At 69.2% G+C, this 17,580-nt stretch carries 11 protein-coding genes; 5 read left to right on the forward strand and 6 right to left on the reverse strand.

Annotated elements, in window-relative coordinates:
* Positions 1 to 126 precede the first annotated feature (126 nt).
* Entirely contained in the window at positions 127 to 918 is a 792-nt protein-coding gene (locus tag KY501_RS31540; RefSeq protein ID WP_224367342.1) for an FHA domain-containing protein, read from the forward strand.
* A 4-nt stretch (positions 919 to 922) separates the two neighbouring features.
* Here the strand turns inward: KY501_RS31540 and KY501_RS31545 are convergent, their stop codons facing one another.
* The 5 genes from KY501_RS31545 to KY501_RS31565 all read right to left on the reverse strand — a co-directional run bounded on the left by KY501_RS31545 (position 923) and on the right by KY501_RS31565 (position 11,000).
* Positions 923 to 1,357 carry a PH domain-containing protein gene (locus tag KY501_RS31545; protein ID WP_224367343.1) on the reverse strand — a complete coding sequence of 145 codons (435 nt, stop codon included), beginning with the start codon at positions 1,355 to 1,357 and terminating at the stop codon, positions 923 to 925.
* Positions 1,358 to 1,421: 64 nt separating this feature from the next.
* Complete coding sequence (locus tag KY501_RS31550; RefSeq protein ID WP_224367344.1) at positions 1,422 to 2,792, reverse strand: tetratricopeptide repeat protein; 1,371 nt, start codon at positions 2,790 to 2,792, stop codon at positions 1,422 to 1,424.
* A gap of 24 nt (positions 2,793 to 2,816) precedes the next feature.
* The gene (locus tag KY501_RS31555) at positions 2,817 to 4,127 is read right to left on the reverse strand and encodes an adenylosuccinate synthase (protein WP_224367345.1); all 1,311 of its coding nucleotides are present in this window, start codon (positions 4,125 to 4,127) and stop codon (positions 2,817 to 2,819) included.
* Positions 4,128 to 4,137: 10 nt separating this feature from the next.
* Complete coding sequence (locus KY501_RS31560) at positions 4,138 to 7,785, reverse strand: UvrD-helicase domain-containing protein (protein ID WP_224367346.1); 3,648 nt, start codon at positions 7,783 to 7,785, stop codon at positions 4,138 to 4,140.
* On the reverse strand, positions 7,782 to 11,000 hold the full coding sequence (locus KY501_RS31565) for a PD-(D/E)XK nuclease family protein (protein WP_224367347.1): 3,219 nt from the start codon (positions 10,998 to 11,000) through the stop codon (positions 7,782 to 7,784). Before KY501_RS31565 ends, KY501_RS31560 begins: the two co-directional genes overlap by 4 nt.
* Positions 11,001 to 11,040: 40 nt before the next feature.
* On the opposite strand from KY501_RS31565, the gene KY501_RS31570 reads away from it, so the two are divergent.
* Entirely contained in the window at positions 11,041 to 11,934 is an 894-nt protein-coding gene (locus KY501_RS31570) for a phosphatase PAP2 family protein (protein WP_224367348.1), read from the forward strand.
* A gap of 124 nt (positions 11,935 to 12,058) precedes the next feature.
* The gene (locus tag KY501_RS31575) at positions 12,059 to 13,969 is read left to right on the forward strand and encodes an ATP-binding protein (protein WP_224367349.1); all 1,911 of its coding nucleotides are present in this window, start codon (positions 12,059 to 12,061) and stop codon (positions 13,967 to 13,969) included.
* Here KY501_RS31575 and KY501_RS31580 read toward each other — a convergent pair.
* Positions 13,960 to 14,985, reverse strand: a complete 1,026-nt coding sequence (locus tag KY501_RS31580) for an ROK family protein (protein ID WP_224367350.1) — start codon at positions 14,983 to 14,985, stop codon at positions 13,960 to 13,962. The genes KY501_RS31575 and KY501_RS31580 overlap by 10 nt on opposite strands.
* 152 nt (positions 14,986 to 15,137) lie before the next feature.
* Here KY501_RS31580 and KY501_RS31585 point away from each other — a divergent pair, with 152 nt between their 5' ends.
* Both KY501_RS31585 and KY501_RS31590 read left to right on the forward strand, forming a co-directional pair.
* Positions 15,138 to 15,965, forward strand: a complete 828-nt coding sequence (locus KY501_RS31585; protein WP_224367351.1) for a GNAT family N-acetyltransferase — start codon at positions 15,138 to 15,140, stop codon at positions 15,963 to 15,965.
* 210 nt (positions 15,966 to 16,175) lie between these two features.
* On the forward strand, positions 16,176 to 17,477 hold the full coding sequence (locus KY501_RS31590; RefSeq protein WP_224367352.1) for a DUF5011 domain-containing protein: 1,302 nt from the start codon (positions 16,176 to 16,178) through the stop codon (positions 17,475 to 17,477).
* The last annotated feature ends 103 nt before the right edge of the window (positions 17,478 to 17,580 follow it).

The following is a 17,580-nucleotide window of genomic DNA, read 5'->3' on the forward strand; positions in this document are numbered from 1 at the left end:
GGAATGGAGACTGACCGTCCAGCGGCGTGGACGCTCCGATCCCCCCCATCCAGGCATTGGAAGGTCCTCTCCCCTCGGAAAAGCGCTGGGGTGGCCTCTGGCACCGAGGTTGCTCTGTGCCCACCCATGCACTTCGAATTCGCGCACCTGGGGACAATCACGCCGTTCGAACTTTCGGAAGGCCAGCACCTGCTCGGGGGTGGCTCCGACGATCACGTGAGGCTGGAGGCCCTCCCTCCCGGCTTCCTGACCCTGCGCATCGAAGGCCCTCGCCTGACCGTGGAGGCGGCGCAGACCTTCACCGTGAATGACGTGAAGGTTCCACCACGAGTGCCTCGGCTGGTGCTACCGGGGGAAGTCGTGGGCCTGCCCGAGGAGATGAGCCTCAAGGTCCTCCAGGCTGCCCAGGCAGAGGGCCGCAGCGTAGGCACCAGGGCCATGCTCAAGCACCTGCTCACCGAGGGAGCGGACGAGCTTCCCTCTCGAGCCGCCACCCTGACCTGGCTCACCGGTCTGGACGTGGGCCGCACCTTCCCCCTGGCCGAGGCCAGGACGGACATCGGCCGCGGAACCCACGTGGACCTTCGCGTGCGAGACCGCGCCGTGTCTCGCTCCCACGCACGCATCCTTCGCGAGGGCTCCACGTTCACGCTCATGGACCTGGACAGCCCCAATGGCGTCTTCCTCAATGGCCGCCGCCTGCGAAGCACCGCAGCGCTCGCGGATGGAGATGTCATCGAGTTGGGGCAGACGCTCCTGCGCTTCCAAGCGCCTGTGGAGGAACCCGCTCGGAGCGATCCTCCGCCCTCGCTGGCGGAACCAGCCCCGGAAAAATCCCGGAGCGTCGGGTGGTTCATCGGACTCGGGGTGACGATGGCCCTCGTGGGCGTCCTCGTCCTCTACTCCCTGCTGAGCTGAAGCCTCACAACGACAGAGGCCTGAGCCCCGCACGCTCCACGAGCAGCGCTGCCAACCGCCGGTGATGCTGGAAGAAGCTGGTGAAGTGAACGAACCCGCCTCCCGTGTCTCGAATGGCGTACACGGTCACGGGGCCCGGCATCACATCCACCTTGCGGATGTCTTGGAACGCGTAGTGCCGCGTGCGCACCATGCCGCGATACGTGATGCCTCGCGCGTCCACCACGATCCGCGTGCGGGCGTAATACACCAGCGATACACCGAAGAAGACGACGAAGAAGATCACCGCCAGGAACGTCTTCAGCGGCACATCATCGAAGCTCAGCAGATACCCCAGGACTGTCACCCAGAGCACTCCCGCAGCAGCCATCAACGCCGCGAGAACTCGCCGAGGACGAAAGATCTGCCGGCCGCCTGCTTCGGAATTTCGCCCGTCCATATCGACAAGCTAAGGCGAGGGTGTGACATCTGCCAGCCATCCTCCGGGAATATGGCCTGCATATTCACCGCAGGCGGGCAGCGTTCTGCCGGGCCTCGGCCTGCAGTTCCGACCGCACGTCCTTCGCCGTGGAGTTGGCGTAGCGCTCGTAGAAGGAACGCGCCTCGGCGTTGCGGCCGAGCATCCGATAGGACTCCCCCAGCCCGTACAGCGGTGACGCCGCATCCGGCGCCAGACGCAGCGCGTAGTCGTAGTCCAGCGCCGCCTCGGCATAGCGCCGCAGGCCGATGTAGGCACTGCCCCGAGCGGTGTAGGCCACCGAGAGGGTCGGCTCGAGCTGGATGGTCTGGGTGAGGCTCTGCAGCGCGCCCGTGTAGTCCCGCGCCTGGATGCGCTGCACGCCCTGCTCGTAGGCGCGGCGGGCCTGGGCGCGCATGGTATCCGCCACCGGCCCGAAGCCCGGCGCCACCCCCTGAGCCTGGGGAGAGCCCCCCTGCTGCGCGATGCGCGTCTGGGCCTTGGCCACGTTGTCCAGCGCGCTCTGGCGGATCGTGACATCCTGCGTCAATTGCGCCACCCGGTTCCAGCGCTCCACGGCCTGCGAGTAGTAGCCCAGCACCGCCAGCGCGTTGCCCAGCTTGAAGAGCGCCTCCACGTTGGCCGGATCCGCGTGGGTCGCGTCCAGGTAGGCGAAGGTCGCTTCGCGGTACCGGCGCTCCTTCATCAGCGCGTCTCCGTCGCGGACCCGGGTGATGGAGAGGTTCGTGTTGGGCGTGCCGCCCGGAGGCAGCGTTCCCACCGAGGAGGGCACAGGAGCGAACGCTGCGGCAAGTGCCGGGGCCGTGGGAGCAGGCGCGGCGGTGGTGGCCGCTGGAGTCGCAGGCGCGGCTGGAGCAGCGACCGGGCCACGCAGAGCCTTCACCTGCTCGCGGGCCTGGGCCACCCACTTCTGTTCGCTGGGGCGCTTCTCCTTGGAGATATAGGCCTCGTAAGCGGTGATGGCCTTGTCGCCCTGGCCGAGCTGCCGGAGGCTCTCCCCGAGCCCGTAGAAGCCATCCGGATCATTCGGATCGAGCTGGGTGTAGCGCTCGTAGGCCCGCGCCGCGGCGGCGAAGTCCCCGGCCTTGCGCGCGGCGTAGCCGAGGTTGAACCAGGCCGTCTTGAGCTCCGGATCCGCCTCGGTGGCGGACTTGAAGAGCGCCATGGCCTCGAACGACTGGCCCCGCTTGGAGAGGACACTGCCCAGGCCGTTGAGCGCCGGGGCCCAGTTCGGCGTGGCCTCGAGCGCCTTGCGGTAGGCCGCGGCCGCGTCGTCCAGCTTGTTCGCCGCCAGCGCCTTCTCCCCGCGCTCGAAGGCTGCCTGGGCGGGAGCAGAAGGCGTCGCCGCGCCCAGGAGCGCAGCCGTGAGACCGATGAGGATGGAATGCACCACCATGGCGGCTCCTGGGGTTCCCGCGACTCAGCCGCGGAAGGGGTTCTGCAGCAGGACCGTCTCGCCCCGGTCCGCGCCCACGGAGATGCACGTCACCGGCACTCCGCTGATCTCCTCCACCCGACGCACGTAACGCTTCGCGTTCTCGGGCAGCTCGTCGAAGGTCCGCACCCCGGCCAGCTTCTCATCCCAGCCCGGGAGCGTCTCGTAGACGGGCTTGACGCGCCCCAGGTCCTCGTAGTCGCCCGGGAGCTCGGTGATGCGCTGCCCGTCCAGCTCGTAGGCATTGCAGAGCTGGAGTGACTTGATCCCCGACAGCACGTCCATCTTCGTCAGCGCCAGGCTGCTCAAGCCGTTGACGCGCACCGCGTAGCGCAGCACCACGCCGTCCAGCCAGCCACAGCGCCGCGGGCGGCCGGTGGTGGCACCGTACTCATCCCCCACCTTGCGCAGCTGATCTCCCAGCGCATCGGTCAGCTCGGTGGGGAACGGGCCTCCGCCCACGCGCGTGGTGTAGGCCTTGCTGATGCCCATCACCTTGTCGATCGTCGTCGGCCCCAGCCCCGAGCCCACCGCCGCGTTGCCCGCTACGCAGTTGGAGCTGGTGACGTACGGATAGGTGCCGTGATCCACGTCCAGCAGCGTGCCCTGAGCGCCCTCGAAGAGGATGCGCGCACCCCGAGCCACCTGCCCGGCCAGGAACAGCGATGCGTCCCCCACGTGGGGCCGCAGGCGATCGCCCAGCGCGGCGTAGTCGGAGGCGAGCTTCGCGGCCTCCAGCGCGGGCACGGGCTCGTTGGCCAACCGGCACAGCTCGCGCAGCTCCTCGAGCGCCACGGGCAGCCGCTCGTCGATGCGCTTGCGCAGGCGATCGGGCTGCAACAGATCCCTCACGCGGATGCCCCGGCGCGCCACCTTGTCCTCGTACGCAGGGCCGATGCCCCGGCCCGTCGTGCCGATGGCACTGCCTCCACGCGCCTTCTCGCGGAAGGTGTCCAGCAGCTTGTGCCACGGGAAGATGACGTGCGCGTTGTCCGAGATGAGCAGGTGCGAGTCATCCTTGAGAAAGCCCCGCGATTTCAGCGCATCGATCTCGCCCACGAGCACCGACGGATCCACCACCACGCCATTGCCAATGACGCAGGTCTTCCCCGGATGGAGGATCCCCGAGGGGATCAGGTGCAGGACGGTCTTCTGTCCTCCCACCACCAGGGTGTGGCCCGCATTGTTGCCACCCTGAAAACGGACCACGACCTGGGCATGCTCGGTGAGCAGGTCCACGACCTTGCCCTTGCCCTCATCACCCCACTGCGCTCCCACCACGACGACGTTCGGCATGGGGCTCGCCTTAGCACGCGCCGGGGGAGGGGTGACAGTGTTCCGCGAAGCCACACTGCAGGGCCTGGCAGGTCGCCCTCTCACGCCCGGGCCACACCCTGCGCAAATCCCCTTGCGCCAGAGCCCTCACGGCCTCTTCCAGCCGCCCGGCGGGCTCTTCCAGTCCTCCTGGAACGGTGAGGAACTCCGGCTCCGGGGTGGGCTCACCCAGGAAGACAACGCCTACCCGAACGGTCGCGCCTTCTCGTACCAGGCGCTTCGCCGCGAGCCCCTGGGCCACCAATTCGTGCGCGGAAGCCGCGACTCCCAGCGGATGGCGTCGCCCCGGCCGCCAGGCCACCACCCAGGCCTCACCCTCGGGCGTCTCCCATAAGAGATCCAGCTCGCCACTGATCGTTGTCCGACCTCGCCCTGCTCCCGAGGGCAGGTCCAACAGGAAGGACAGCGCCCGGTGGAGGCTCGAGGCCGGACTCGTGGCCAGCTTCCGGGCGAACGCGGACGACAGGAAGCGCTCCACCATGCCCAGCGCATCCTCCATGCCTTCTTCATCGGGCAGCCGCCCCAGGCCTCGAAGCAGCTTCTCCACGTGGGCACGGCGCTCGGGTGCTGGGGACTCGACCACCTTCAGGTCCACGTCCCGGAGCAGGAACGGGACGAGCTGCACGGGACTCCGAGTCTCCAGCCAGGACTCGAGCTCCACCCACGGCGGCATGGTCCGGGATGGCAGCTCCCACGGCCGAGGGCCGCACAGCCCGAGCTGGTGCAGGTAACGATAGCGCCGCGGACACGCCATGAAGTCCTGGAGCGCCGCAGCCGAGGCCACGACTTCCTCCGGCTCGGGGAGGGCGTCCGCACCTCGCACGCGCTGCACGGCGGCCTCCACGCGCGCCTCCGCTTCCTGCAGTTCCTCTTCGCTCGGTGGCTGAGGATCCGCTGGCGGAGGGAACGCGTCCACGTCCACGTCCTGGACCTGCTCCCGGAGCGCCGCATCCTCGCCGAGGCGCTCGTCGAGCATGTGCCACCAGGAGTCCGACGCTCCGCGCTCCGCCGAGCCAGAGAGGATCAATCTGTCCCGAGCACGGGTGAGCGCCACATAGAGGAGGCGCCGGTACTCGGCGAACTCCCGGGCCTTGAGCTCCTCCTTCACGAGCTCGAAGCGCCGCGAGCGGAAGTCCTCCAGCCGGTCCGGGAGCCAGGGCCGCAGCGCGAGCCCGTGCGTGCGCTCGAAGTGGGCCCGGGCACTCGTGGGGCGACGCTTGCCTCCAAGCGCGGGTACCACCACCACGGGCCACTCGAGTCCCTTGGCTCTGTGGATGGTGAGGATCTGCACCGCTCGGGGATCTCCGGCGTCCAGCAGGTCCGCCTGGGCCTCGGTGGGATCCGAGTCGGCCAGCATCCGCAGCTCCCGAGCGAAGGCCGTGCATCCGCCCGTGCCGCGCTCGTCCCGCCGGCCCGCGAGCGCCAGCAGCTTGTCGATGTTGGCGCTGGCCTGCTCCGCGTAGGGAGAGCCCGCCATGGCCTCGCGATAGCCCGTCACCTCCAGCGCCACCTGGAGCAAGGCACGCACACCCAGCCGATCCCGCTCACGCCGCAACGAAGGCAGCGCCGCGAGGAAACGTTCGAGCCGTACCCGTTCCCGCAGCGGAAGTTCGTCGGCCGCCAGGTCCTGCTTCACCACGCTCTCCAGCGTCAGCCCGTGCTTCTCATCCTGGCGGGCCAGCCGGAAGAGCGATGCATCCGACAGGCCCACGAGCGGCGAGCGCAGCACGGCCGTCAACGCCAGCGAATCATCGGAGTCCGAGAGCAGCGAGAGCAACGAGGCCAGATCGAGCACCTCTTGAGCCCCGTAGAAGCCGCGCCCGCGCAGCACCCGGTGGGGGACTCCATGACGGATGAGCGCCTGCCGGTACACCTCGAGGTGCGTGAAGGTTCGCAGGAGGATGGCCACCTCCCCGCCTCGCACGGGCCGCAGGCGCTGACCGTCCTCGTCCATCACGCTGGGAGCCGCTCCCGGCGCGAGCATCACCCTCAGCCGCCGAGCCACTGCCTCCGCATCCTTATTACGTGCGTCCGCAGTGGACTCAGGCTCGCCGAGAGCCAACCGCTCTACCGCAGGCTCCACCGCGAGCGAGTGCCGCACCGGTGAGAGGTCGTCCTCCGCCGGGACATACTCCACCTCGTACGGACGAGGTGGGCTGCTCGCTACCAGAACTCCCGCGAAGGCCCGGTTGAAGAAGTCCAGCAGCGCAGGCACCGAGCGACGGTTGTTCCGGAGGAAGTCCTTCACTCCGCCCTCGGACTCAATCTTGCTCGCCAGGTGCGTGAAGACGGAGACATCCGCGCCACGGAACTCATAGATGGACTGCTTCCGGTCTCCCACCGCGCAGAGGAACGCGGGCTCCAGCGGGAGCACGGCCCGGAGTTCGTCGTCCGGCGCCACCGTCCTGGGGCCACCTTCGCGTCGCTCGGACAGCAGCAGCACCAACTCGAGCTGCAGGCGGTTGGTGTCCTGGAACTCATCTACCAGCAGCGCGCCCATGCGCTCCTGGATCTGCCGCCGGAAGGCCGGGTGGTCACGCAGCAGATCCCGCGCCTTCACCAGCAGCGCCGTGAAGTCGAAGACGTTGCGGCGGAGGAACTCGGCTTCGTGACGCGTCTCCACACGACCGAGCAGCTCGCGGAAGGAGGCCTCGAAGGGAGCGGTCCGCCACGCGGCGTAGCCATCCTCCAGCCTCAGCACCGAGCCGTCGCTCTTGCCGAAGACCAGCCAGTACAGCGAGCGGATGGGACCTGCCGCCCCCTTGCTCAGCCTCGCGAAGTTGCGGCCGTCCGCCAGGAACGCGGCCTTGAGCGATGGGAGATGCTCCGCCTCGAAGAGGTTCTCCGGAGTCATCCCCTTCAACGCCCGCTCACACATGGACGTCAGGCGGCTCCACTCGCCTTTGGCGTCCAGCTCTCTGGCCGAAGCGCAGTGCCGCAATCCTTCCTGGATGAGGACTTCCAGCTCCGCACGGGCCTCGTCCGGATTCGAGAGCGCCGCGGACACCGAACGCAGGCCCTCCTCGCGCATCTTGCCGTAGACCTGCCGCAGCGACGCCACCAGGCCATCGGAGAACCCCGTGCCCGAGAACGTCAGCTCCTGACACAGCTCCCGGACGCGCGCATCCTCTGCTTCCAGTGCATCCAGCACCACGCGCTCACACACGTCCAGCACCAGCCCAAGCGCCTCCAGCTCATCAAGCACCTCGAAGGCCGGATCGATGCCCAACCCCGGAGGAGCACGGCGCAACAACTGCCCGCAGAGCGAGTGGAACGTGCCCACCGTGGCCGACCCCAGATCCTCACGCAATGCGCGCCATGCATCCTGCGAGGGAAACGGACGCCCCAGCCGCTCCAGCGAGGCACGCAGCTCTGGTTCCTGGGCCTCGCCCTGCGCCAACGCATCCAGGCGCCCCCGGGTGCGCGAGCGCATCTCCGCGGCGGCCTTGTCCGTGAACGTCAGCATGCACAGCCGCGAGGGCTTCACCGCCGGGCCCGCCTCCCGAGCGCCCGCGAACAGGTGCAGCACCATCGTCACCAGGCTGTACGTCTTGCCCGCTCCGGCGCCCGCCATGAGCGCGAGGTTGCGCTCCAGCGCCAGGGGCGACACCGCCGTCATGCGCTCTCCTCCACCACCCTCCGCTCCGAGATGCGGCACACCGCGCGATAGCCACACCCGCCACAGTCCTTCGGCCGCATCCCGAACTGGCCCTCACGCGTGGAGCGCACCAGCCCCTCCACCGCGTTCGCCAGGTTGAGCCCTCCCTCCTCCGCCAGCTTCGCGCGCACCGTCGGATCCGTGGACAGCATCGCCTCGATCTCGGCCTCCGACAGAACCTCCGTCAGGCTGATCGTCGTCCCCGTGCGCAGCGAAAACCATGCCGCGTTCCGCGCCTCACGGTGTCCGCTCGCTCGCGCCGCATACAGGTAGAGCGGCAGCTGGAAGTCCGAGGACAACAGCCGCTCCTTCAGCGCTCGCTTGTCCAGCCGCCCCGACTTGTAGTCGATGACGCCCACGTCCCCCGCGCCCTTGTCCAGCCGGTCGATCTTCCCCTCGAAGTGGATGGCATCGTCGCCCGAGAAGAGGGACACGTCCTGCCACGGATCCTCAGACGCGTCCGGACCGAACTTCAGCTCGAACTGCTCGGGCATGTAGAGATCGAAGGGGAGCCCACGCCGCTCGTCCGCCAGGATGCGCCGCACCATGGCCTTCGCCCGCTCCGCCGCCAGCTGCCACAGCACCGGGTGCCCCACATGGAAGCGCTCCTCGAAGTAGCGCACCGCCTTCTCCAGCGCCTTGGTCAGCAACTCTTCGGGGATCTCCTCCAACCCCTTGCCCAGCAGCCCCTTCTCCTTGAGCTGCTTGAAGACATCCTCCACCACCCGGTGCCAGAACGTCCCGCGCCCACGCGCGTCGAACTCCTCCCCCGGGGACTCGGGCTCGGCCACCTTCAACCCGTAGGCCAGGAAGCCCTGGAAGCCACAGTTCCCGAAGCGCGCCAGCGCCGAGGCCGACAGCGGCTTCGCGCTGTCGAAGCGGAACGTCTCTCTCAGCGCCTCGCGAAGCCCCGGGCCATCCACCTCGCCTGTATACGGGCCCACCCGGGACGAAGGATTGCTGAAGAAGTGCAGGCGCTCGTACTCCACATGCGCCAGCTCCTTCGCGGCGGAGAACCAGGTCTCGTCCTCGAAGCGCCGCCGCAGGATCGGTGCTGCCACGTCCGGCTCGGTGACACGCAGCCGCGCAGGGGCCATCGTCTCCAGCGCCACGCGCTGACGCAGCTCCGCCTCCGTGAGCACGTCGTCCAGCGGAGGCACCGCCATCATCGAGCGCGCCTCCCACGTCATGCCCGTCAGCCGCCGCACCTCTTCCAGGAACGCGGACGGCACCTGCTCCTGCCCTCCCACTCCCGCCACCGCGTACGACAGGCTCACCCGCTTCTCCGCCGCCACCAGCGCGCTCGCGAAGAGCAGCCGATCCTCCGTGAGCCGCCACGCAGCCCGGTCATCGAACTCGCCGCCCGTGAGCCGGAAGGCTTCTCGCCCCAGCCGCTTGTTGAGCTCGGCGCGGTCCGCATCTCCGAGCAGCGGGTGAGGCTCCTCGTGGCCCGGGAAGCGGCCCTCCGTCATCCCCGCGAGGAAGAGGTAACCGAACGTCCGTCCCGGCAGCTCGCGGACATCCAACACCTCCACGGCGCCCGACTCCGGCCCACGGGCGGGCAGGTACGTGTCCCGCACCGCATCCGCCAGCCAGCGCCCGAAGACGCGCCGCGGCAGCTTCGGACCCCCACCCACCTTCTTCAGCGCCCGCTCCAGCTCGCCCACGCGGAGCCGCAAGGCCTGGCGCGCGGCATCGTCCCGAGCCCGAGCCTCCAGCCCATGCCCCCCGAGCGAGCCCTCTTCCCGAGGCTCCAGCGGCCCTTCCGAGTCCTGCAACCCGAGCTGCTGCACCACGCGCCACCACGCGCCGAGCAACTCCAACGCACTGCCCGACTCGGGGATGCGGCGACACCACTCCATCAGCCGCATGCACCGCTCGCGCAGCACCCGCGCCGCATGGGCGTCCGGGTCCTGGGCCAACACCATCCGCCGTGCCAGGGCCTCCAGCCGCACGTCATACGCGCCGCGCCCCTTCTGAGCCCCGAGCCGATCATCCCGGATGGCGGCCAGAGTGAACAGCGTCGCGGGAGCATCCGGAGCCGCGCGAGACAGCGAGGGCGCATAGCGGCTGGCGACGAGCTCCGCCACGCGCGCGGCCGGGAAGGAGTCCTCCGCGAGCAACGGCAGCTCCAACGCCAGCCGGACCGGGCCCGTGAGCGCGAGCGGCTCGCCCCACGGCAGGCGCACCGGCACGCCCAGCTCCTCGAGCGTCCCCGCCAGCCACCGCGCCTCCGGCCCCGGCTCCCGCCACGCCACGGCGATGCGCTCCGGAGCCACCCCTTCCGACACGAGCCGACGCACATCCCGAGCCAGCTGCCGGGCCTCATCCTGAGCCGTGCCCACGCTCCACATCCTCAGCGTGCCCGCGACCGTGGCCGCCTGCGCCCCCCGCTTCACCTGCGGCGAGAAGAGGTGCCGGCCCAGCTCGGCCAGCGGGCGGTTCTCGAACGTGAGGTCCGCCTTGAACAGGTCCACGTGCCCCACGGTGTCGCCGCGGTTCTCGAAAGCGCGGAAGAGCGCCGTCAGCGCCGCATCCGCCACCGGAGAGCCTCCCACGGGCGTCTCCATCCGCAGCGACACCCGCCGGGCCTCACACACCAGGGCCAGCGCCAGCAAGAGCCCCAGGCCCGAGGGGCGCACGTCGTACACCCCGTGAATGACGATGGACTCCACGTCCTCCCAGGCCGCCGGCCACTGCCCACGCCCGAGCGCCTCGCGAGAGCCCCGCAGCACATCCTCCCGGTCCGCCAGCCCCAGCTCGGCCATGCGGCGCTCATACGCGTCGAACAGGCGCGCGAGCAGCCGCGCCCGGATTCTCCGGTCCGGAGGGAGCGACTCCGCGGCATCCTGCAACTCACGCGGCGTGAGCCGCCCGGCCTTCATGTCGAGCACCAGCTCCAGCGCGGCACGGGCGAAGGCGGGCTCGTGGATGAAGTCCCCGAAGGGCGTCTCTCCCAAAGCCTGCGCCAGCGAGCTGATCAGGACGCGGGAGGTCGGGGCCGAACAGGGGCGTCGATTGAGCTCGCCTGCTCCACCCAACGCGTTGACGAATTCGTCCCACGTGAGCCAACCCGTTCCCAGCACGAGGCCGCGCTTTTCCCGTGCGGCGCGCAGCACTTGCTGGCGACGAGCTGCATCAGGGAAGACCTGGAGGGTGCGGCCGGGACGAGACATTCCGTGGGTGGAGTGTAGAACGTCCGAGGTGCCGCCGCTTATGCTTCCTTCCGTGCTGCCCACCCCCTGTGTCCTGGCGGTCGCCACCCTGCTCGCTGCATCTCCCGTTCCCCCGGAAGCCCTCCCGGCTGCCGAGGGGGCTCCTGTCGTCCGGAACCTCCGGTTCGACTGGACCCGGGACGGAGTCATCACCGGTGTGGGCGCGGTGCTCTGGATAGGCAGCGAGAGCCTCTTCAAGGAGCAACTGGCCCCGGAGAAGTGCCGCTGGTGCGACCGGAACGCGGATGGAACGGACTCGCTCAACCGCCTGGACAGGTGGGGGCGAGGGCTGGCCGGCACCACGGAGGCCCAGCGCAAGCGCGCGGACACCTGGAGCAACGTGGTGGACTTCGGGCTGCTGCCCGTGAGCGTGCTGGGCGCGCAGTACGCGCTGTCTCAGGGGAGCGGAGCGCCTCGGAGCGTCTTCTTCCAGGACGCGGGTATCATCATCGAGACGGCGGTGCTGGCATCCGTGCTCAACCAGACCGTGAAGTTCATCGCCGGCCGCGAGCGCCCCTTCGTCCACGTGCTGCCCGAGGACCAGAAATCCCTCACGGCCCATCCAGACGACAACAATCTCTCCTTCTATAGCGGGCACACGAACCTGGCCTTCGCGCTCGTGGTGTCCGCGGGCACGGTGGCCGAGCTGCGCGGGTACCGGCACCGCGCTTGGATCTGGGCGGTGGGGCTGCCGCTGGCCACCTCCGTGCCGCTGCTGCGCATGGCGGCGGACAAGCACTACCTCACCGATGTGGCCACGGGGGCCGTGCTGGGGTCAGCCTTTGGGGTCGCGGTGCCCCTGCTGCTCCACAAGCGCGTGAACGACGCTCCAAGTGCCGTCTCGCTCCGGGTGTCCGCGGGCCTCGGCGGAGCAGTGTTCTCGGGCCGCTTCTGACACGCCCTACCCGGAACCCAGCCTTTGGCGTGAGCCCTTGGCCCAAGGGCTCATTGGAAGGAGCCGACAACTTCGGGACACAATGGTCCGAGAACGATCGCGCCCTTTCCCCAAGAGGGGCTCCATGACCAGCACTGTGGCTCCCGAATCCATATCGTCACGCGCTGAAGCCCCGGGCTCCCAGCCGCCGCGCTCAGGACAGGCCCGCTGGCTCCTGGCCCGACTGGACTCGCTGCTCTCGAAAGAGCTGCGTCAGGCCTCTCCCTCGCAGCTCGCGCGCCACCGCGTGCTGGCCGGCGCCTGCAGCTTCATCCTCCTGTTGCACCTGGTGGCCCTGGTCCTGTTCCCCCTGTCGCGGCTCAGCCTCGTCACCGGCGGACTGTCCCTCTGCTACTCAGGCATCCTGCTGCTGCTGCGCCGCGCCAGGAGCCACCTGCTGCCCTCCCTCAGCCTGTGCCTGACGATGGCGTTCGGCAGCACGCTCATCGTCTTCTCCTCGGGGTACATGCCCTACGCCGGCACGCACGCCGCGCACATGCTGCTGCCCGCGTTCGCCGTGTACCTGCTGGGAGCGCGCAGGGGGTTCTTCATCACCCTCATCATCTGCATCAACAGTGGACTGATCTACCCCCTCTACTACTCGCACTTCCGCGTGGGGCCCCAGGAGTCCCTCGGGGGGCTCTTCTGGCCGTTCTACGTGGCCTCCACCCTCTCCTTCCTGGGCGCCTGGGCGCTGGACTCTCTCCAGAGTGCCTCCCAGCGAGAGGCCCAGGTGACGCTGGAGCAGACGCTGTCGGACATGCGCGACCACGAGGACAAGCTCAGCAGCCTCATCGACAGCACCGACGATCTCGTGGCCTCGCTCGACACCGAGGGGCGCCTGCTCGCGTTCAACAGCGCGATCAGGGGGGGCACCCTCCGCGACACGGGCTACGAGCTCACCGTGGGCCAGCTGCTCTTCCCCGAGTCGAATCCCGCGGTGCGAGCCCTCTGGATGCCCCGACTGGCCCTGGCCCTGCAGGGGGAGCGTCAGCGCTACGAGGAGGTCTACGAGGGACAGGGGGGCCCGCGCACCTTCGACATCAGCGTCAACCCCACCCGGGGCGCTGGCGGCCGCATCACCGGCATGACGCTCTTCGCCCGGGACATCACCGCGCGCAAGCAGGCGGAGGCCCGGCTGGGAGAGCTGCACCGCACGCTCGTGGACGTGTCGCGCCAGGCGGGCATGGCCGAGATTGCCACGGGCGTGCTCCACAACGTGGGCAACACCCTCACCAGCGTCAACGTGTCCACCACGCTCGTCATCGACCGGCTGCGCCAGTCCCGCCTCTCCGGGCTGGGCAAGGCGAACGCCCTGATCCAGGAGCACGCGGACCACCTGGGCCAATTCCTCTCCGAGGATCCTCAGGGCCAGAAGCTGCCGGGCTACCTCATCGCCCTCTTCAGCCAGCTCCAGGCAGAGCACGACACCCTGCTCCAGGAGATGCTCTCGCTGCGCCGCAGCGTGGACCACATCAAGTCCATCGTCAGCATGCAGCAGAAGCACGCGCGGATCGCCGGAGCCGTGGAGGAGGTACCCGTGCCTCAGCTCATCGACGAGGCCCTGCGCCTGCACGCCGCCTCCTTCGAGCGGATGGGCATCCACCTCGAGCGCGACTATGCCAACGTGCCCACGATGCTCGTCGACCGCCACAGGCTGCTGCAGATCCTCGTCAACCTGCTGAGCAACGCCCGCGACGCGCTCGTCGCCAGCGAGACCCAGGACAAGCGCCTGCGCATCTCCATCCACATGGATCCCGAAGCCGGCTCCCTGCGCATCCAGGTGAGCGACAACGGCCTGGGCATCACTCCGGAGAACCTTCCGCGCATGTTCGCCCAGGGGTTCACCACGAAGAAGCACGGCCATGGCTTCGGCCTGCACATCAGCGCCCTGGCCGCCATGGAGATGAAGGGGCGGCTCACCTGCTCCAGCCCCGGTCCCGGGCAGGGCTCCACCTTCACCCTGGAGCTGCCCATGGAAGAGACTCACAGCTGAGTGCGCCCACGGGTGGGGTGCCGCGAGGCAATGGGGGCCTCCGCGGGCTCCGCCAGCAGCGCCGCGCCGATGGCCCCCGACAGCTCGCCCAGGCCCGAGAGCCGCACGTCCGGAGGCCGCTGCGACACGAAGAGGTGCGGGTGCATGGCCTGGGAGATGCGCTCCACGTACCGCTCGCCCAGCCGCGTGCCCAATCCGCCGCCGATGATCACGGCCTCCACGTCCAACAGGTTCACCGCGGAGGCGATCCCCGCCCCCAGCATCCGGAGGGCGCGCGCGATCAGCCGCTCCGCCAGGCCGTCCTCCTGCTTCAGCGCCCGGAGCCAGATGCCGCTGGTGAGCCGATCCTTGCCGTGCGCCTCCATCAGCTCGAACAGCTTCGTCTTCTCGCCGCGCTCCACCGCCCTGCGGGCGCGACGCTCCATCGCCGCTCGCCCCGCATACGCCTCCATGCAGCCCCGCCGGCCGCACGAGCACCGCGCTCCACCGCGGCGCACGACGATGTGGCCGATCTCCCCAGCCGCGCCCCGCCCCGTCCACCGCCGGCCCTCGAGGATGATTCCGCCGCCCACGCCCGTCCCCCACCACACGCCGAGCAGCGAGCGATAGGTGCGCCCGGAGCCCAGCCGAGCCTCGGCCCCCACCGCCACCTGCACGTCATTGCCCAGGAACACCGGCACCTTCACCCGCTTCGAGAGCGCCTCGGCCAGCGGAAACGGGCCATCCCACCCGGGCAGATTTCCCGCCTGCAACAGCACGCCCGCCGCGGGATCCACCGCTCCTGGGGCGCCCACGCCCACGCCCGCGAGCGACGCGAGTTCCAGCTTCAGCGGCCGTGCCGCCTCCTGGAGCGTGGCGAACAGCTCCTCGACGATGGCTGGGGGGCCGCCCTTCTGGGGAGTGACGCGGCGGGCCTGGCCCACCACGTTGCCCTCCTCATCCAACAGCACGGCCTGAATCTTCGTCCCGCCCAGGTCGAGCCCTCCAAACACCTGCTTCATGCCGCCACCGCGCATCGGGGTCCTCCTCGGGTTCGCAGGAATGAAGCTGCGCCCCGGGCCGCCGCGACGTTAACCTGACCGCCGAGGTCCTCGCGGAGGCAGCGCCTCCTGGGCACCTCCAGCTGTCCGCTGCCTGACCTCGACTCGCCCGCCCTACGAGGATCGCCATGCACGCCAGGAGCTTCCTCGAGATCGCCCGTCTCGTTGAGCACAAACAGGCCGCCGCCGCCGCCGAGCTGGCCTTGGAGGCACAGCCTCTCGCCGAAGGCTGGCTCGCCTTCGGTGGCCGAGGCTCCTACGTGAACAAGGCCTGCGGGTTCGGACTCGGCCGGCCCATCTCCGAGCCCGAGCTGGATGAGATCGTCACATTCTTCAGCTCACGCGGCGTCGAGCCGCGGATCGAACTCAGCCCCTTCGTCCCGGCAGCGCTGCTCGAAGGGCTCGATCGCCGTGGCTTCGTGCTCCAGCGGTTCGGCAACGTCCTGGCCCGCGAGCTCTCCCCGGACACCCCACTCCGAGCGGGTCTCCCCTTCGGCTGGCCCCAGGGCGTCACCGTCGAGCGAGTCGATCCACGGGACACCGCCGCCGTCCACGAGTACGTCGAGGTCTCCGAGAGCGGGTTCCTCGCGGAGGGAGAGCTGCTCCCGAAAGAGTTCCTCGAGATCGGGATCAAGGCCGTGCAGCGCCCCGTGCAGGACGCGTTCGTGGCGCGCATCGGCCGCGAAGTCGTCGGCGCGGGAGGCTGCGAGTCCAGCGGCGGCGTCACCGCCCTGTTCGGCACCTCGGTCAAGCCGGCCTGGCGCGGGCGCGGAATCCAGCAGGCGCTCATCGTCGCGAGGCTCGAGCGAGGCCTGGAGCGGGGCAGCCAGCTCGCCGTCATCATCTCGGGGCCGGGCATCCCCACGGAGCGCAACGCCGCGCGCCTGGGCTTCTCCATGGCCTACTCGCGCGTCTCCCTCGTGAAGCATGGTGCAGGCCTGACTCCGTCTCCGTAGGCGCATGTAAGCCCCAGGCGCACCAAAAACACGACTGAAAGCGCTCCCGAGCGGCCCCATCCTCTCAGGAATTGGAAAAAGCGGATTCCCCGGAAAGGCCCTTGAGATCCACTTCACTGTTCCCTTACAGTCATCTTCACTTTTGCCGCTGAAGTTGTGCCCAACCAGCGCAGAAGCCACCGGCCTGCAGGCCTGCTCGGGAGTTTGCTCATGATCAAGAAGGTGCTTGGTGGCGTAGTCGGGGCTGTCGTCGCATTGGCCGCTCTTCCAGCGGCCGCGCAGAGCCGCACTCCATGGCAGATGCACAACGGCAACGAGGTGACGGCCTCGAACCCGTTGGGCCTGGTGAAGTTCAAGTGCTCGCCGACGCAGCACGGACAGAACTGCGAGTACGACGTGGCCAGCGTGCCGGCCGCTTCGGATCCGGACTGGGTGGCCGCGCCGAACGGGGAGACGATCGGATTTTCCGTCTATCCCTCGCGTGTGTGTCAGGCCCCCAATACCTGTCTGGCCTACGGCGACTTCACCTACTTCCAAACCTTCGTGAACGTGCCGCAGAACGTGGCGGTGACGACGTTCACCATCACCTTCAACGGCATGGACGATGGCTCGCGCGTGTCGATCTACAACTCCGCGCACCCCGAGGGCCTCATCATCCCGGGCAGCTACGTGTACCTGGGCGGCGCGGGCACGGCCAACCTGGCGGCGTTCGTGAAGTCCGGTGAGAACAACCGCGTGGTCATCACCCAGGTGGATGACTGCTGCACCGAGAACCACCTGCAGAGCGCGGCGGTGGTGCTCAACGGGCAGGTGGTGGAGACCGCCTGCGCCACCTCCTCGGACTGCGACGACGGCGACACCTGCACCTCGGACGTGTGCAACTCGGACGGCTCGTGCAGCCACCCGGCGCTGGCGTGCGTGAACAGCCAGGTGTGCGGCAGCCAGAACCTCACGGCCACCTCGCTGAGCAACTTCAGCTCCGCCAGCTGCACGCCGAACGCCTCGGGCCAGCCCTCGCTGGTGCCGGCCGGCTCGCTGGACATGACGCTCGAGTGCGGTGAGACGACCTGGACGGATCCGGGCGCCGAGGCCTTCGACTCCACCTGCGCGCCCATCACCGTGCACTACTACAACTCCGGCCACGACTCGTACGGCCCGGGCCCGGCCACCTGCGCCGAGGGCCTCTACTACGTGCAGTACATCGCCTGGGACGCCATGGGCCAGACGGTGAGCGCCATCCGCAACGTGACGGTGAACGACACCCACGCGCCGACGCTGGCGCTCAAGGGCCCCACGCACATGGTCCACCAGTGCGGCACGCAGTGGGTGGATCCGGGTTGGACGGCCTTCGACACCTGCTACGGCGACATCACCCCCGAGGTCCACTGGACGGGCTTCCCCAACGGCTGGGTCGAGGGTGTGTACACGGTGAACTACACGCTGACGGACAGCGGCGGCAACAGCGCCACGCCCCTGACGCGCACCGTCGAGGTTGTCAACTGCCCGTGGTAGTCGACCCACACCGTAGGGCCTGATCAACACCGAGCCGGGCGAGCCAACAAGGCCGCCCGGCTCTTGTTTTTCTAGCGAACACTCCTACCCGCGAGGGCACATT

Origin of the sequence: Hyalangium versicolor (assembly GCF_020103695.1) — a bacterium.
Taxonomy (GTDB): Bacteria; Myxococcota; Myxococcia; order Myxococcales; family Myxococcaceae; genus Hyalangium; species Hyalangium versicolor.

Excerpts from the sequence above, each read along its gene's own strand:
- KY501_RS31575 (WP_224367349.1), top strand. The coding sequence starts at position 12,059 with ATGACCAGCACTGTGGCTCCCGAATCCATATCGTCACGCGCTGAAGCC.
- KY501_RS31580 (WP_224367350.1), bottom strand. The coding sequence starts at position 14,985 with ATGCGCGGTGGCGGCATGAAGCAGGTGTTTGGAGGGCTCGACCTGGGC.
- KY501_RS31590 (WP_224367352.1), top strand. The coding sequence starts at position 16,176 with ATGATCAAGAAGGTGCTTGGTGGCGTAGTCGGGGCTGTCGTCGCATTG.
- KY501_RS31585 (WP_224367351.1), top strand. The coding sequence starts at position 15,138 with ATGCACGCCAGGAGCTTCCTCGAGATCGCCCGTCTCGTTGAGCACAAA.
- KY501_RS31555 (WP_224367345.1), bottom strand. The coding sequence starts at position 4,127 with ATGCCGAACGTCGTCGTGGTGGGAGCGCAGTGGGGTGATGAGGGCAAG.
- KY501_RS31565 (WP_224367347.1), bottom strand. The coding sequence starts at position 11,000 with ATGTCTCGTCCCGGCCGCACCCTCCAGGTCTTCCCTGATGCAGCTCGT.
- KY501_RS31545 (WP_224367343.1), bottom strand. The coding sequence starts at position 1,357 with ATGGACGGGCGAAATTCCGAAGCAGGCGGCCGGCAGATCTTTCGTCCT.
- KY501_RS31540 (WP_224367342.1), top strand. The coding sequence starts at position 127 with ATGCACTTCGAATTCGCGCACCTGGGGACAATCACGCCGTTCGAACTT.
- KY501_RS31560 (WP_224367346.1), bottom strand. The coding sequence starts at position 7,785 with ATGACGGCGGTGTCGCCCCTGGCGCTGGAGCGCAACCTCGCGCTCATG.
- KY501_RS31570 (WP_224367348.1), top strand. The coding sequence starts at position 11,041 with ATGCTTCCTTCCGTGCTGCCCACCCCCTGTGTCCTGGCGGTCGCCACC.
- KY501_RS31550 (WP_224367344.1), bottom strand. The coding sequence starts at position 2,792 with ATGGTGGTGCATTCCATCCTCATCGGTCTCACGGCTGCGCTCCTGGGC.